Here is a 15586-nt window from a genome sequence, read left to right as displayed (position 1 = left end):
CGTACGGAGCCGAGTTCGGACTACCGCACGACCTTCGAAGTCCCGTACGGGCGCCTGCTACTCTCTCGAATCTCACCCACAGGCGCACCATTCCTTCACGGGTGACACACGGGGTCCGTATACGCACTACGCAGGCACGGCGCACGCAGGTCAACCGCACTGTCCGGATTCAGCAGGGGAGAGGTCGCCCGTGGGCACGGTCGTCGACGACGCAGCCTCCGTGGAGTTCCACGACTTCTTCGAGCGGCACTATGCCGAACTGGCGCGGCTGGCCCACCTGTTGACCGGTGAGTCGGACGCCGCCGACGATCTGGCGGCGGACGCACTGCTTGCCATGTGGCACCGCTGGGACCGGGTGCGGGCGGCGGACCATCCGGTGGCGTACGCGCGCGGAGTGGTTGCCAATCTGGCGCGCAGCCGGATCCGCAGCGCGGTGCGTGAGCGCAGACGCATCACGCTGTTCTGGTCGCAGCGCGACGAGAACAGCGAGAACCCGGATGTGCCGGCCGTGGTCGATGTCCAGGGGGCGCTGCGCAGTCTGCCGTTCCGCAAGCGGGCATGTGTGGTGCTTCGGCATGCTTTCGACCTCTCGGAGAAGGACACCGCGCTCGCCCTGGGCATCTCGGTCGGTACGGTGAAGAGCCAGACGTCGAAGGGAATGGCCGAGTTGCAGCGGTTGCTGGGCAGTGCGGACGGCCCGAGCCGCGTGCACGCGGCGGTGCTGCGCACCGGTGGGGCCGGAGGGAGGAACCCGTGACGGGGCAGCGCGACGCACGTGCCACGGACGACAACGTGCGCGCCCGGCTGCATGAGGCGGCCGGCGCTCATGAGCCCGACCGTGCCCGCATCCTGGCCCGCATCGAGCGCGGCATGGCCGACTCCGAGATCTCCCGGCGCCCCGCGCAGCGGCCCCCGCTGCTCGGCTGGGCGCGGGTGGTCGGTGCCACGGCCGCGGTCGCGGGCGTCCTCGCGGTGGGCGGCTATGCGGCGGCGTCCGCGCTGAAGGACGACGACAAGTCCCAGCAGACCGTCGCGGTCACGCCGACTCCCGAACCGTCGCCGGAGGAGTCCCGCCGCGGCGAGATCCCGCCGGACCCGACGAGTTCCCCGCGCCCCGAGAAGCCGACGGCGGCCGAGTCGCCGCCGGTCAAGCCGCCCGAGCCGCCCCCGGCCGTCACTCCGCCCGCGGACGCCGCCACCGAGGAGGGCCCGCTGTGGTCGGACGGCTCGGTCGATCCGCACAGCAACGACTTCTGGGCGCAGAGCAATGTGACCGTGAAGGCGGACAAGCAACTCACCTCACTGACCGTCGAGTTGCGCGTCAAGCAGACCGGCGGGGTCACTTCGACGGGTGCCTGGCGCTCGCTGCCCGAGGGCGACTTCGAGCAGACGGTCGGCGAGCGGGACGGCTTCGTCGTCTACACCTGGGAGCTCAAGGAGGGCCGTACGGTCCCGGCCGGTGAGTTCGTGTTCGCCGGGCAGTACGACCACGACCGCGGCGGCCGTGACGCCGGCGACGACCGTTACGCGGCGACCGCGACGGCCGACGGCGAACAGGTGGGCGTGCAGGGCGACTTCGCGGGCCAGGACTCCGACGACGAAGACTCCTGACCGAGGCTCATGACCGACGAGCTTGTGACCGGCGGCGACTCATGACCCGCGGTTCGGAAAGCTCATAACGAGCGGCGGCTGCAAAAAAGTTCCGAGGGGCGGCAACCCGCTCCCTCCGGGTGGCAACCAGGGAGACGCAAGGTCTCTCCCCCCACTCAAGGAAACGGGACATGAGTTCAGAAACACAGCAGCGCGCCCGCCACCGCCGCAAGCTCAACCGGACACACGCCATCGCCGGCAGCCTGTCCGCGTTAGGAATGACCGGAGCCGCCGTCTTCGCCGGCACCATGATGTCGTCAGCCAATGCCGCGGCCGGATGGCCGACCCCCAACGGCAGCGAGGCGGTCTCCAGGACGATCCCGGTGGAGGGCGTCCGGGACGGCGGCATGAAGCGCTTCTACGGCAGCGGAGACCTGGCCGGTGACGGTCAGGAAGAGGGCGGAGACCCGATCTTCGAGCTCGCGGACGGTGCGACGCTGAAGAACGTCGTCATCGGCAAGCCCGGCGCCGACGGCGTCCACTGCAAAGGCACCTGCACGCTGCAGAACGTCTGGTGGGAGGACGTCGGCGAGGACGCCGCCACGTTCCGCGGCGGCGAATCGGCCGTCTTCACCATCAAGGGCGGCGGCGCGAAGCACGCCGAGGACAAGGTCCTCCAGCACAACGGCGGCGGCAAGCTCGTCGTGTCGAACTTCGTGGCGGAGGACTTCAAGACCCTCTACCGCTCCTGCGGCAACTGCTCGACGCAGTACAAGCGCAGCGTGATCTTCAACGGCCTGGATGTGACCGCTCCCGGCGGGCGTCTGACCGGCATCAACAGCAACTACGGCGACTCCGCGGCCCTGCGCAAGGTGACGATCACCGGCGACAGCGGCAAGAAGATCGTGCCGTGCCAGAAGTACAAGGGCAACAACAGCGGCGACGAGCCGGAGGAGGCGGGCTCGGACGCCGACGGCACCCACTGCAACTACAAGCCATCCGACATCACGTACAAGTAGGTACGTAACTCCGCACCAGGAGCACCACTCTTGAGCACGCACAGAAAGCACCTCACCCGTCGCCGGCTGCTTGCCGCGTCCACTGTGGGCGTGGCCGGCTCCGGCGCGGCGGTCGCGGCCGGCACCGGCTTGCTCTCCTCGGCGTCGGCCGCGACCTTCGGTCACTCCGATGACGGCAAGAACCATGTCATCGACACGGGCGCCTCCCTCGTCTTCAAGGTCTCCAAGTCGACCGGCGATCTGACCTCGCTGGTCCACAAGGGCAAGGAGTACGAGGGCTACGGCGGCAAGCACTCGCATGTGGAGTCGGGGCTCGGCGCGTCCACCGTGGGCATCAAGCAGGCCGGGAACACCATCCTGGTCTCGGTGGCGCACGGCACGCTCCGGCACTACTACGCGGCGCGCAAGGGCCAGAACAACGTCTACATGTGGACGAACAAGGCCGACACGTCGTTCACGGCGACCCGCTACATCGCCCGGATCAAGGCCGGGATCTTCCCCAACGAGGGTCCCGACTCCTGGGTGGAGGCGGCCGACACGGTCATCGAGGCCGGTGACGTGTGGAAGAAGCCGAACGGCCAGACCCGCTCCAAGCACTACTCGGGCACACGGGTCATGGACTACGACCACGTCGGCTACACCACCGGCTCGGTGGGGCTCTGGATGGTGCGCTCCAACCACGAGAAGGCCTCGGGCGGCCCGTTCTACCGCTCGCTGCTGCGCCACTCGAACGACGGCGGAGTGGGCCTGTACGAGATCCTGCACTACAACCAGTCGCAGACCGAGGCCATGCGCTTCGGTCTGCAGGGTCCGTACGTGCTGGCCTTCACGGACGGTGGTACGCCCTCGGCGTCGCTGTTCGCGAAGAACCTCGACACCTCGTGGGTGGACGGCCTCGGCATCTCCGGCTGGGTCGGCAAGTCCGGCCGCGGCAAGGTGTCGGGCGTCGGGCTCAAGGGCATGAACGCCGACTACGCGTACACCGTGGGCTTCGCCAACAAGGACGCGCAGTACTGGGCGAAGGCCGCCTCCGGCACCGGTGCCTTCTCGTGCCCGGGCATGCTGCCGGGGACGTACACGCTGACCGTCTTCAAGGGCGAACTGGCCGTGCACACCCAGGAGGTGAAGGTGACGGCGGGCGGCACCACCGCTCTCAACTCCCTCACCATCAGCGGCGATCCGAGCACCGCGAAGACGATCTGGCGGCTCGGCGACTGGGACGGTACGCCCGGCGAGTTCAAGAACGCCAAGCTGATGACGTACGCGCATCCGTCCGACGTGCGCGCGTCGAAGTGGACCGGCAACGTCGTCATCGGCAACGGTGGCGAGGCCGCGTCGTTCCCGGCGTACATGTGGAAGGACGTCAACGACGGCATCCTCGTGTACTTCAAGCTGACCGCCGCCCAGGCCGCCGCCGCGCACACCCTGCGCGTCGGCGTGACGACCGCCTACATCAACGGGCGGCCACGGGTGATGGTCAACGACTGGGTGTCGACGCTCCCTTCGGCGCCGTCGCAGCCCTCGACGCGGTCCCTGACCACAGGCTCGTACCGGGGCAACAACCACACGTTCACCTACAACGTGCCGGCGAGCGCGTGGAAGTCGGACACCGGTCAGTACAACGTGCTGAAGCTGAACATCGTCAGCGGCTCCTCCGGGTCCGCTTTCCTCAGCCCCGGCACGTCGTTCGACTGCATGGACCTGCTGGCCTGAGCCCCCCACGAGGGCCAGTAGCAAGGGGAACGCCCCCGCCGGATGCAGCCGGTGGGGGCGTTCCCGTGGGCCGTGGGGGGATGGGCCCGTGGGGGGAGCGGGAGGATCAGTTCATCGTGGAGCCGATGGTGGTGGAGCCGGTCGTCAAAAACGTCGTCTCGGGCAGTGAGCCGTTCGCCTTGCGGGCGCCGTACGCGGTGGACGCGTTCGTGGACTTGAAGGCGGGTGCGGCGATGCCCTTGTCCCAGTTGTTGCCCGCGGAGACGGTGGACGGACCGAGCTTGCTCAGACCGCCCTTGTTCCGCACGGCGAGGTTCTTGCCGAGCCGGGCCTTGCCGGTGGCGAAGTAGTAGCCCGAGCCGGCGTTGGCGTACGCGGTGTTGCGGTTCAGGCTCATGGCACCGGTGTTGGAGTTCTCGGTGAAGCCGTGCTTTCTGTTGTCCCAGGCCGCGTTGTTGTTCACGAGGTGGGCGACCGAGGCGCCTCCGCCGCCGAGCTTGAAGCCGTTGCCGTTGCCGTCGAAAGCCGGGTCCTTCCAGCGGTTCTCGCCGTTTCCGACAGCCCAGGAGTGCTCGACGGTGACGGGGCTGGAGAACTGCCAGAAGTCGAGCCCGTCATCCGAGTTGTTGTAGAGGCGGGCACCGGTGATCTTGTTGCCGGTGCCGGAGCCGAACTTGACGGCGATCCCGTCGGCGTTCCGGCCGTGGCCTGACGGGTCGTAGTTGCCGTAACTATCCAGGTTCTGCACGAGGTTGTCCGTGGTGCCGTCACCGCGCAGCGTGAAGCCGGAGTCGCCGTTGTTCGCGGTGACGAGGTTCCTGAACACTCCGCCGACGGAGGAGGTGGCGACGAAGCCATGGGCCGGCGCGTTCTGCCAGGTGATGTTCTCGACGGTCCAGTAGTCGCCGTAGATCCCGGCCAGCCAGGAGCCGTCGGGAAGCTTCGATCCGTCGATCTTCACCTTCGCCCCAGGAGCGGCCCGCAATGTGATTCGGGCCGAACCGGTGCCGCTCGCCGAGGACCTGAGGCTCTTCGTCGGGTAGTACGTGCCGTCGCGCACCTGGATGTCGGTGCCGGCCGTGGCGCCCTTGACGGCGGCTTCCAGCTGAGCGGTGCTGGACACGGTGACCGTCCGGACGGCGGCGGCGTCGGCTCCGTCGTTCGAGAGTCCGAGGTAGACGCCACCCGCCCCCGAGGTGACGGACACCGCGGCGGCAATGGAGAGGGTGCGCGTCCTGCGGTGGCGTCCAGTGCTCTGGAGCACGGCGCGTTCCTTTCCTAGGAGTCGGGGACGGGAGGCAGGCCCGGGGGCCCGTCTCTGTACACCAGGTCGCCGCCATGGCCGGAAAAGGTTGCCGCGCCCACCCGAAAAGGAATCGAAACTTTCGATCATCCCGGTCCCGGTCGCACCGATTGACGCACCGTCTCCCACTGGTGAAACTCCACGTCAGTTCAGCCCAACAGAAACCACCAGACCCCCACAGGATGTGTCATGCGCCCCCGCACCGCCCGCACGCTCCTGACGTCTCTGTCAGCGCTGCTCGCCCTGTTCCTGAGCCTCCTGACAGCCCCGCCCAGTCCCGCACAATCCGGAGCACAACCAGTGGACAGAGCTGACAGAGCCTCGCAGAAGGCCAAGCCGAAGTACGCGGGCTATCTCTTCGCGTACTTCACCGGTGAGGGCACGGCCGACGGCGAGCAGATCCGCTATGCCCTCAGCCGAGGCAACGATCCGCTGCACTGGCGGGAGTTGAACTCCGGGAAGCCGGTACTCACCTCCACCATCGGCGAGAAGGGCCTGCGGGACCCGTTCGTGATCCGCGCCCCGGAGGGCGACAAGTTCTACATGATCGCGACCGATCTGCGCATGTACCAGAACAGCAGCGGCAGTTGGGACGACGTCCAGCGTCACGGCAGCAAGTCCATCATGGTCTGGGAGTCCACGGACCTGGTGAACTGGACCGACCAGCGCCTGGTGAAGGTCTCCCCCGACAACGCGGGCAACACCTGGGCCCCCGAGGCGTATTGGGACGAGACACTCGGCGAGTTCGTCGTCTTCTGGGCCTCGAAGCTGTACGCCGACGACGACCCGGACCACACGGGCTCGACGTACAACAAAATGATGTACGCGACCACGAAGGACTTCCGCACCTTCAGCGAGCCCAAGGTCTGGAACGACCCGGGCTACTCGGTCATCGACTCAACGGTCGTGCAGCACAAGGGCACCTACTACCGCTACACCAAGGACGAGCGCGACCCGAACTCGTGCAGCCCCTGCGCGAAGTACATCACCGGGGAGAAGTCGAGGACGCTGACCTCCACGAAGTACGACTTCGTCGCGGACTGCATCGGCAACGGGGCGATGGACCGTGGCGAGGGCCCGACGGTGTTCAAGTCCAACACCGAGGAGAAGTGGTACCTGTTCATCGACGAGTACGGCGGCCGGGGCTACCTCCCCTTCGAGACCACCGACCTCGACTCCGGCAAGTGGACCCCGTCGCAGAACTACCAGCTGCCCACCAGCCCGCGCCACGGCACGGTCATGCCGGTGACGCAGAAGGAGTACGACCGCCTGCTGGCCGCGTATCCCGCGAGCCCCACCTCGATCGTGGACGTGACGGCGAAGGACCAGGAGGGCTACGCGATCGTCACGGAGGCCGCGAACAAGGTCGTCCTGCCGATGGAGCCGGACATCGATGAAGCAGCCCTCAGGCGCCTTGCGCCGAAGCTGGCGACCGGCGCGGGCGCCAAGGTCACCCCGGCCTCGGGTACGCGCCGCGACTTCCGCAAGCCTCAGACGTACACCGTGACGGCGGCGGACGGGACGAGCCGCAAGTGGACGGTGGAGGCGGTGCCTACGCGCAGTCCTGTCCTGCCCGGCCTTTACGCGGACCCCGACGTCAAGTACATGAACGGCCGCTACTGGATCTACCCGACCACGGACGGCTTCCCCGGCTGGAGCGGGACCAAGTTCAAGGCCTTCTCGTCGAAGGACCTGGTGCACTGGAAGGACCACGGCGAGATCCTCGACCTGGGACCTGACGTGTCCTGGGCCGACAAGAACGCCTGGGCACCGGCGATCGCGGAGCGCAACGGCAAGTACTACTTCTACTTCTGTGCCGAGCAGCAGATCGGCGTCGCGGTCGCGGACTCCCCCGCGGGCCCGTTCAAGGACGCGCTGGGCAAGCCGCTGGTCGCCAAGGGCGGGCAGTTCCAGGGCCAGATGATCGACCCCTCGGTCTTCACGGACGACGACGGGAAGTCGTACCTCTACTGGGGCAACGGGCGCGGCTATGTCGTCCCGCTGAACGACGACATGGTGTCCTTCGACGCGACGAAGGTGCAGGACATCACCCCGGACAACTTCCGTGAGGGCGCCTTTGTGATCAAGCGCAAGGGCACCTACTACTACATGTGGTCCGAGGACGACACGCGCAGCGAGAACTACCACGTCGCCTACGCCACCGGCTCGTCCCCGCTCGGCCCCTGGACCAAGAAGGGCACGATCCTCTCCAAGCGCCCGGAGTACGGCATCAAGGCCACCGGCCACCACTCGGTGGTGAACACCCCCGGCACGGACGACTGGTACATGGTCTACCACCGCTTCGCCCTGAACGGCCCCGGCAAGTCGGGCGGCGACGGCACCCACCGCGAGACCACGATCGACCGCATGGAGTTCGCGGCAGACGGAACGATCAAGCCGGTGGTACCGACACTGGAGTCGATCAGGCCGGTACGCAGGTAACGGCAGTAGCCGCGCCCCTCAAGGAGGCCGCAGGCCTTCCTTGAGGGGCGCGGGGAACTGCGCGACAAGCCACAACGGACCCGCAGCTTCGAACATGCCTCACAGGACCTCGTCCAGCCACGCGTAAACGTCGTCCTGCATACGCGAGTTGAAGACGTGGCCCACCTCGGGCCACGTCTTCAACCGCAACCGCGACTCGGCCCGGCAAGCGCGCCAAACGAGGCGCAGCTTGCCGTAAGCCACCCGCACCCCTTCCGGAGGAAACAGCGTGTCCAGTCCGCCGTTGAAGAACAACAACGGCTTGGGCGCGGCGATGCCGGCCACATCCGGGATGTCGAGATGCCGGGCAAGCCCGGGGTGGAGCATGTGAAACGCGGACTGCCCGCGCAGCGTGTTGTTGCCGGGCACCATCATCTCCTTGAGCCCGGTCATCCAGCACACGCTCACCCCGGCCGCGATGTCGTCGCTGAGCGCGGCGGTCTGCCACGCCCGGTAGGCCCCCATGGAGAAGCCGAGGGCCGCGACGCGCCGCCGGTCCACGCGGTCGAGGCCGGCCAGGAAACGGGCGGCACGTACATCCTCGCGGGCCATGAGCCCGGCGGGGGACGAGCCGAGGTTGTACAAGTTGCTTGCCAGCGCCTGTTGTTGCTCGTAGACGAGGGGGCCGCGGTCGCCCCAGCCGAGGGCGTCCACGGCGAGGACGACGTACCCGCGCCGGGCCAGCTCGTCACCGACGAACCGCCCGCTGAAGCACCGCTCTGCCCACTCCAGCGCGGACGGTAACCGGGCCTCACCGTCGTACCAGGGCCTGACCAGCTTCTCCTTCCCGATGTCGAACTTCGAGCCGTGGTCGTGGAGGAGCAGCACGGCGGGGAAGGGGCCGGTGCCGTGCGGGGTGAGCAGGGCGCCGCGGACCCGGCCGTAACGGGTGAGCCCGAAGGTGACGAGCTCCCGCGTATACCCGTCGGCCTCGGCGCGATCGCCGAACTCGGGCGCGTACGCGGTGTCGTCGCGACCGGCGACGAGCAGTTCCTCCACCTTGGCGCGGGCGGCACGACGCCAGGCGCGGAAGTCGCGGATCGGGGAGTTGCCCCAGGCGAGGGGGAAGCGGAGCTCGTCCTTGAGGGCAGGGTAGAAGTCCGGGAGGTTGCCTTCGACGATGCCTCCTGCTCCGCCCGTCCCCGCTGAGCCCGCGATCGCCGCCGCACCGGCCGGTGGCTCGGCGGCGATCGCGGGCCCGGACACACCAGTCTGTGCGGCCCATAGCGCGGCGGCGCCCGCTCCCGCGACGAAGGCCCGCCTCCCGACCGGAGCCCGGTCACCGTCGCCGCTCATAGGGCCTCCAGTCCCCGAGGTACGTCTGACGGGTGTGCAACTTGGCCTCTTCTTCCGTCAGTTGAGGCCGGTTCTCCGGAACGAGGATCTCGGCGCCGGGCCCCGTGTTGCGGTACTCGGCGAACCGCTGGTCCTGCCAGGGAAAGCCGGAGGACATGTTGGTGTACGGTGCGGCCGCGTCGATGCCCGGCCCCATCCAGGTGTCGCGGACCACAAGGGCAGGCCGCGCCGTGGTGTCGGAACTCGGCACCCAGGGCCGGGCCAGCTTGTACGCCCCGTCCTCCGCGCCGCTGGCGATACGGCACTTCACGGCCAGGTAGCCATAGGGGTTGGCACCGGCCGTGGACGGCGCGAACACCATGCCCTTGGGCGTGAAGTCCACGTCTCGGGCCAGCGTGTGGAAGCGGCAGTGCTCGTACACGGCGGTCGCCCGCCCGAAGACGAAGTCGACGTCACCCTCGGCGTAACAGTGCGCGAAGTACTGCCGGGCGAAGGTGCCGAGCGCCATCGAGTCGGCGTACAGCGTGTCCTGGTGCCCGAGGAACCGGCACCGCAGGAACGCCGAGCGGTCGCCCTGCACCTTGATGGCGACGGCCTGGGTGCCGGTGATCTCGGGATGGTCGGCGCGGAGCCAGTCGTTGGCGAAGGTGATGTCCCGCGCGGTGAACCCGTCGGCCTGCACGGTGGTGGTGGCGGACCCGCTGGTGCCATAGGTGCCGCCGCCGGGCTTGGGCGTGCCGGCCGCGTTGTCGTACACGATCACGACATCGCGGGGATCCTCCGAGGCGCCGATCCAGGTCGCCTCCGTCCGGGTGCGGTCGACGGCGACCGTCTCCCGGTAGGTGCCGGGTGCCAGGACCAGCGTCCAGCCGCTGCCGGTCGCGGCGGTCACGGCGGCCTGTACGGAGGTGAAGTCGCCCTGGCCGCGCGGGTCGACGTACAGGGTCTTCGGGGTGCGGCGGGCGGCCGGTGACCCGTACCGGCCGAACGGGCGCTTTCTGCCGTCGGCCCCAGCGGGAGCCGTCGTCAGGGCGAGGGCGGCGCCCGTTCCGGTGGCCGCAAGGAGGAAGCCCCTTCTGGACAGTGGGAATCGGAGGTGAGGCGCGGGCATGCGGTGCTCCTTCTCTGTGCGGCTCGTGCGGTGGGCGGGCCGGGGCGGCGCGCCCCGCGGTGAGGGTGCGGTGCGGGTGGCCCCGGCCGGTTTTCCGGGAACGTCAGCGGATGCGTCCCGCACCCGCGCCGTGGCCGACGATCCCCGGCACGGCCCGCGGCGAGTCGACCTTCTTACGCAGCGTCGGCGTCCAGCCGGCGCCCCGCTGCAACGTCTCCTCGGGGATCTCCGCGTTGTGCACGGCGATCAAGTCCGTCAGCTTCCCGTTGACGTAGTTCTCCTCGGCGGTCAGCGGTGCTTCGTTCCACTTCTTCAGCGCCTTGCCGACGCTGGTGCCGGGCGGCAGCGAGATGGCGTTGTGGGTGGCGTGCAGCTGCGAGGAGATGCCGACACCGAAGATGTAGTAGTCGTCCTTCTGGTCCTCGGTCACCACGTAGTGGTTGTTGTAGACGTCGACCTGTCCGAACCGCACACGGGGAGAGCGCTGGAGGATCCCGTCGAAGCGGTTGTGGTGCATGGTGACCTTGAGCTTGCCGGAATCGAGGGCGGCGGTGCCGTCGCTGTTCCCGATCAGCATGTTCTTGTCGTGGTCCTGGTAGCGGTTCCAGGACACGGTCACGTAGTTGGAGCCGCGCACGATGTCCGTCAGCCCGTCGTGCTGCTGGAAGACCTTGCCGAAGTAGACCGGCCGCTCACTGTCGGGGTAGCGCCCGTCGGTGAACGTGTTGTGGTCGATCCACACGTGGTCGGTGCCGTAGACGACCACGGCGTCGTACTCGGAGTTCCAGTTGCCGGTGTTGTTGTCGTCGGTCGGGTCCCACTTCGGGAAGCAGTCGAGCGGGGCCTCGATGGTGAGGTTGCGCATGATGACGTTCGAGACGCCCTTGATCTGGAGGCTGCCGCCGAGGATCCCGGAGTTCTTGCCGACGCCGACGATGGTGGTGTTGCTGGGAACGTTGGCCTTGATGGCCGTGTCCTGGTTGGCGGCGGACGCGACCCGCGCGTCCTCCTGCGGACCGCTGGCGGGTCTGTCGTTGCCCCAGACGGCCGGGTCGTAGTCCTTGAGGTACTGCTGAAGGTCGTACCCCCCGGCGACGAAGGCCTCGCAGCCCTCGGACACGGCGTCGATCATCCCCTTGACCTTGATGACCTTGGGTGCGTCGCCCCCATCGGCGAGCGCCCGCTTGAACTCCGCCCAGGTGGTGACGGTGTAGACGTGCGCGGCGTCGGCGGCGGATCCACCGGTGGTGCCCGCGCCCTCCGAGCCCCAGCCGTCGCCGGCTGCGAGGGTCTCGCGACCGAGGTCGCGGGGCTTGGCCTGGGCGGTGGGTCCGGTGACCGTGAGGACGAGGGCGGTACAACCGACAACGGCGGTTATGGCATGGGCATGCCAGTTACGGGTGCGCATGGGTGCGGGTTCCTTCCAAAAGTGCGGGTACGGGGGGCGCCCCTTCAGGGGCGCGGGGCTGTGTCGATTTGCGGCTCCGCCGCGCGGGCGCGACAAGCCACAACGGGCCCGCGGCTACGAACCGGCCGGAGTGGGCCTGCCTTACAGCGGAGGGCCTACGCCTTCGGCCAAGTGATCCAGGCCTCCGGAATCTCGTCGTCCAAGCGACGCACGTCCCGCGGTGCAAGCACCCGGCGGTGCAGCAACTCCCCCGCGACCAGCCGCGCCACCGCAATGGCTCCCGGAGGATTGAAGTGCGTGTTGTCCTGCTCGGTCTCGGTCCAGTTGAAGTACTTCTTCGTCTCCTCGACCCCGAGCCGCTGCCACAACGCCAGCGACAGGGCATGGAGGTCGAGCAGCGCCACGCGCTCCCGTTCGGCGAGCGCACGCATGGCCGCCGGATAGTCGCCGTGACTCGTCACGGCATTGCCGCTCGCGTCGAACCTCCGACGCTCGACGGGCGTGGCGAGCACGGGCCGGGCACCACGGGCCCGCGCCCCGTCGACGTACAGGCGCAGATAGTCCTGGTACGTGGTCCAGGGCTCGGTGTACCGCGCGGGATCGGCGGTCTTGGAGTCGTTGTGACCGAACTGCACGAGGAGGAGGTCGCCGGGCCGGATCGCCCCGAGGACGGCGTCGAGACGCCCCTCGTCGACGAAGCTCTTCGAACTGCGCCCGTTCACGGCATGGTTGGCGACCTGTAGGTCACGGCGCAGGAAGAACGGGAGGGCCATACCCCACCCGGTCTCGGGCGCGGCGTCGGCGTACTTCTGAGCGGCGGTGGAATCACCGGCGATGAAGAGGGTCCGCCTCGCACCACGGGACGACGCGGCGGCAGCGGCGGGCCCGTTCGCGGCAACGGCGAGCGGAACGGCGACAACAGCCGCCGTACTGACCTGTCTACGGGTGAGCGACACGACGAAGTGCCTTTCTCAACAGGCGTGCGGGATAAGTGCGTTCAGCGGTGCCTTTCAGTGGGGGGTGGTGCACCCCGCGCCCTTCACGGGCGCGGGGCTGCTGCGTCACGAAAGCGGCGCTAGCTCTTCTGCTCGTTCCACTCCGCCTGAGCCGTGTTCAGCTGCTCAGCCAACGTGTCCAGGAACTCCTTCGCCTTCATCGACCCGTTCATGACCTTCTGGAAGGCCGGCTCGTTGTCGGTCTTGGAGATCGTGTTCCAGTCCGGCAGGTAGTACGGCAGCTGAACGATCGTCGTGGAACCGTCACTGAGCGCCTCGGCCGCGAGCTTGGTCGGCTCGGCCTCGGAGACCCACGGGTCCTTCGCGGCGTCGGTGTTCGCCGGGACCTGCCCCGCCGACTTGTTGAACTTGGAGTTCTCCGCGTGCGTGGTGGCGAACTCGATGAACTTCCAGGCGGCTTCCTTGTTCTTGGAGCTCTTGAACAGGCCGAGCCCGTCGACCGGGTTGGAGACCTGGACCCGCTTGCCGCCGGGCCCGATCGGCTGCGGGATGCCCCGGAACTTCTCGACGCCCAACGCCTTCACGTGATCCTGGTAGGAGCCCAGATTGTGGTTCAGCATTCCGATCTCGCCGGAGTCCCACTGGGCGACCATCTTGGTGAAGTCGTTGTTGAGGTCGGCGGCCGGAGTGACCTTCTTGTAGAGGCCGACGTACTTCTCCAGCGCCTCCACGTTCTTCGGGTCGTTGACGGTGGTCTTCTCACCGCTCGCGTCCCAGAAGGACGTGATGCCGGACTGCCCGTACATCGCGTCCAGGGCCTGCGCGATGGAGCCGGGGCCGCCGCGGATGGTGTAGCCGAACTTGTTGTTCTTGGTGTCGGTGAGTTCCTCGGCGGCCTTGTAGAACGCGTCCCAGGTGGTCGGCGCTTCCAGGCCCGCCGCCTTGAACAGGTCGGTGCGGTAGTAGAGGACACCGTTGTTGGCGGAGGTCGGGATCGAGTACAGCTTGTCGTCGTCGCCGCCGGCGGACTTCAGCGACTTGACCATGTCCTCGTTGAGCTTGCCGTTGAGGGAGGACTTGCTGAGGCGGTCGTCCAGCGGCTCCAGCGCGTTCTGGGCGGCGAAACCGGCGAGCATGGCCGCGCCGGCGCCGCCGACGTCCGGCAGGCTGCCGCCCTGGATGGACGTGTCGACCTTGGACTGGTACTCGGTGGCAGCGATCCCGACGTACTTGACGTCGATGTCCGGGTTGGCCTTCTCGAAGTCGGCGATGATCTCCTTCCAGATGTCGGTGCGGACACCGCCGTTGTTGTCCCAGAAGACGATCTCTCCCTTGCCGCTGCCCTCGGCGCCCTTGTCACCTGCCGCTCCGCTGCCGTCGTCGCCACAGGCCGTGGCGGTCAGCGCGAGCACGACGCTCACGGCGGCGGCCGTGGCAATACGCCGTCCGCCCCTGCTGCTGTTGCGAATACTGATCTTCATGGTCGGCTCTCTTCTGCTTCTGGATCCGTCGAGCTGTGAAGTTGTGGGGGTCTGTGGGCACACGGCTTCGGTGAACCGTGGGCATCGAGTTCATCTGCCGGCCTTTCACCTGCCGGTCTTTCATCTGCGGTCTTTCATCTGCCGATCGGCGCCTGCGGTCCGGAGAACTTCTTCACGAGCGCGGGCACGGCGGCGGCCGGATGCAGCTCGTACTTGTAGAAGCCCCGCGGGTCGAAGGCCGCGCCCCACGCGTCGTGCCGCCCGCTGGTGTTCTTCAGGATCGATCCGCGCTGCACCAACTCGGCGGTGGTGTCGGCCTGGTAGGCGTGCTGGACGTCCTTGTAGTAGCTGTTCTCGATGACCATCTTGGTCTTGCCGCGCGACCAGTTGCCGTACGTCCACACCGGATCACCGGGGTCGGCCTGCGCGGTCAGGTAGTTGTTGTAGAGGTGCGCGTACGCGCAGTTGTCGGCGGAGGGATTGCGCTGCTTCGTACCGCTGAACCAGTTGTGGTCGATGGTGATCTGCGTCTTGACGTTCTCCGTCCAGCCGATGCCGAAGGTCTTGTTGTTGTTCTCGAAGCGGTTGTAGGAGACGGTGACGTACTCGCTGTCCTTGCGGACGTCGAGCTGCCCGTCGCAGATCCGCGAGAAGCGGTTGTGGTCGACCCAGACGTGGTGGACGGTGTCCATCTGTATGCCGTCGAAGTCGGTGTCCTTGCAGTCCCAGTTGCCCTCGACGTACGAGTCACGGATCGTCAGGTTGCGGATGATCACGTTGTGGGTACCTGGCTTGAGGTTGAACTCGCCCTGGACGAGCTCCCCCGCGGTGCCCACGCCGATGATGGTCTTGTTCGAGGCGACGACGACGTTCGCGCCGAACGGCTCGGCCTTGATCGTCCCGGCGACCCGGATGATGTACGGCTCCTCGGCCGCCGCATACCGCTCCAGATCGGCCTGGGTGGTCACGGTGACGACCTTGCCGCCGGCGCCTCCCTTCGTACCGCCGTCGAGGGAGGCGAAGCCGTGGGCCTTGCCGGTCCAGCGAGGCGCTGCCGTGCCACCGGTCACCGCGTCGGTCGCGGCCTTGGCCGGGGCGATGGCTCCCAGCCCCAGTGAGGCCACCAGGGCGGTGACCGTGATCAGGGCCTTACCGAGGCCCGGTCTCGACCCCGGTCCCGGCCCCGGCAAGCGCTTGCTTCGGAGTTGCGTCATTGCGGCTCCCAACA

The 15586-nt window shown here is 67.9% G+C and carries 12 protein-coding genes; 5 read left to right on the top strand and 7 right to left on the bottom strand.

The genetic code is table 11. The features are described from left to right. Nucleotides 1-190 precede the first annotated feature (190 nt). The 4 genes from ACGFNK_RS13420 (at nucleotide 191) to ACGFNK_RS13405 (ending at nucleotide 4322) form a co-directional block, all read left to right on the top strand. Nucleotides 191-757, top strand: a complete 567-nt coding sequence (locus ACGFNK_RS13420) for a SigE family RNA polymerase sigma factor (RefSeq protein WP_393415369.1) — start codon at nucleotides 191-193, stop codon at nucleotides 755-757. Beyond that, nucleotides 754-1611, top strand: a complete 858-nt coding sequence (locus ACGFNK_RS13415) for a hypothetical protein (protein WP_393415366.1) — start codon at nucleotides 754-756, stop codon at nucleotides 1609-1611. The genes ACGFNK_RS13420 and ACGFNK_RS13415 overlap by 4 nt, the downstream gene beginning before the upstream one ends. A gap of 170 nt (nucleotides 1612-1781) precedes the next feature. Next, the gene (locus ACGFNK_RS13410) at nucleotides 1782-2609 is read left to right on the top strand and encodes a pectate lyase (RefSeq protein WP_393415362.1); all 828 of its coding nucleotides are present in this window, start codon (nucleotides 1782-1784) and stop codon (nucleotides 2607-2609) included. A 30-nt stretch (nucleotides 2610-2639) separates the two neighbouring features. After that, nucleotides 2640-4322: a rhamnogalacturonan lyase B N-terminal domain-containing protein gene (locus ACGFNK_RS13405; protein WP_393415359.1), complete on the top strand. Its 1683-nt coding sequence runs from the start codon at nucleotides 2640-2642 to the stop codon at nucleotides 4320-4322. 106 nt (nucleotides 4323-4428) lie between these two features. Here the strand turns inward: ACGFNK_RS13405 and ACGFNK_RS13400 are convergent, their stop codons facing one another. Then, the gene (locus ACGFNK_RS13400; RefSeq protein WP_393415356.1) at nucleotides 4429-5586 is read right to left on the bottom strand and encodes a right-handed parallel beta-helix repeat-containing protein; all 1158 of its coding nucleotides are present in this window, start codon (nucleotides 5584-5586) and stop codon (nucleotides 4429-4431) included. Between the two features lie 228 nt (nucleotides 5587-5814). On the opposite strand from ACGFNK_RS13400, the gene ACGFNK_RS13395 reads away from it, so the two are divergent. Next, entirely contained in the window at nucleotides 5815-8067 is a 2253-nt protein-coding gene (locus ACGFNK_RS13395; RefSeq protein ID WP_393415353.1) for a family 43 glycosylhydrolase, read from the top strand. A gap of 99 nt (nucleotides 8068-8166) precedes the next feature. On the opposite strand, the gene ACGFNK_RS13390 is transcribed toward ACGFNK_RS13395, so the two are convergent. From ACGFNK_RS13390 to ACGFNK_RS13365, 6 genes are all read right to left on the bottom strand, one after another. Continuing rightward, nucleotides 8167-9402, bottom strand: coding sequence for a dienelactone hydrolase family protein (locus ACGFNK_RS13390; protein WP_393415350.1), 1236 nt, complete (start codon nucleotides 9400-9402; stop codon nucleotides 8167-8169). Further along, nucleotides 9386-10513: a pectinesterase family protein gene (locus ACGFNK_RS13385; RefSeq protein WP_393415347.1), complete on the bottom strand. Its 1128-nt coding sequence runs from the start codon at nucleotides 10511-10513 to the stop codon at nucleotides 9386-9388. Before ACGFNK_RS13385 ends, ACGFNK_RS13390 begins: the two co-directional genes overlap by 17 nt. Nucleotides 10514-10616: 103 nt before the next feature. Beyond that, nucleotides 10617-11921 (bottom strand): polysaccharide lyase family 1 protein, encoded by a 1305-nt coding sequence (locus ACGFNK_RS13380; RefSeq protein WP_393415344.1) that lies wholly within the window; start codon nucleotides 11919-11921, stop codon nucleotides 10617-10619. A 155-nt stretch (nucleotides 11922-12076) separates the two neighbouring features. Next, on the bottom strand, nucleotides 12077-12877 hold the full coding sequence (locus ACGFNK_RS13375; protein ID WP_393415341.1) for a rhamnogalacturonan acetylesterase: 801 nt from the start codon (nucleotides 12875-12877) through the stop codon (nucleotides 12077-12079). A 119-nt stretch (nucleotides 12878-12996) separates the two neighbouring features. Beyond that, a complete protein-coding gene (locus tag ACGFNK_RS13370; protein WP_393415338.1) occupies nucleotides 12997-14358 on the bottom strand; it encodes an ABC transporter substrate-binding protein in 1362 nt (453 codons plus the stop codon). A 134-nt stretch (nucleotides 14359-14492) separates the two neighbouring features. Then, nucleotides 14493-15572, bottom strand: coding sequence for a polysaccharide lyase family 1 protein (locus tag ACGFNK_RS13365; RefSeq protein ID WP_393415335.1), 1080 nt, complete (start codon nucleotides 15570-15572; stop codon nucleotides 14493-14495). Nucleotides 15573-15586: the final 14 nt, after the last annotated feature.

Origin of the sequence: Streptomyces sp. NPDC048825, from assembly GCF_043198355.1 — a bacterium.
Classification (GTDB): Bacteria; Actinomycetota; Actinomycetes; order Streptomycetales; family Streptomycetaceae; genus Streptomyces; species Streptomyces xiangluensis.
The sequence above is the reverse complement of the archived record's forward strand: the minus strand, read 5'-3'. Positions and strand labels throughout refer to the sequence as shown.

Excerpts from the sequence above, each read along its gene's own strand:
- ACGFNK_RS13410 (WP_393415362.1), top strand. The coding sequence starts at position 1,782 with ATGAGTTCAGAAACACAGCAGCGCGCCCGCCACCGCCGCAAGCTCAAC.
- ACGFNK_RS13395 (WP_393415353.1), top strand. The coding sequence starts at position 5,815 with ATGCGCCCCCGCACCGCCCGCACGCTCCTGACGTCTCTGTCAGCGCTG.
- ACGFNK_RS13390 (WP_393415350.1), bottom strand. The coding sequence starts at position 9,402 with ATGAGCGGCGACGGTGACCGGGCTCCGGTCGGGAGGCGGGCCTTCGTC.
- ACGFNK_RS13385 (WP_393415347.1), bottom strand. The coding sequence starts at position 10,513 with ATGCCCGCGCCTCACCTCCGATTCCCACTGTCCAGAAGGGGCTTCCTC.
- ACGFNK_RS13380 (WP_393415344.1), bottom strand. The coding sequence starts at position 11,921 with ATGCGCACCCGTAACTGGCATGCCCATGCCATAACCGCCGTTGTCGGT.
- ACGFNK_RS13370 (WP_393415338.1), bottom strand. The coding sequence starts at position 14,358 with ATGAAGATCAGTATTCGCAACAGCAGCAGGGGCGGACGGCGTATTGCC.
- ACGFNK_RS13365 (WP_393415335.1), bottom strand. The coding sequence starts at position 15,572 with ATGACGCAACTCCGAAGCAAGCGCTTGCCGGGGCCGGGACCGGGGTCG.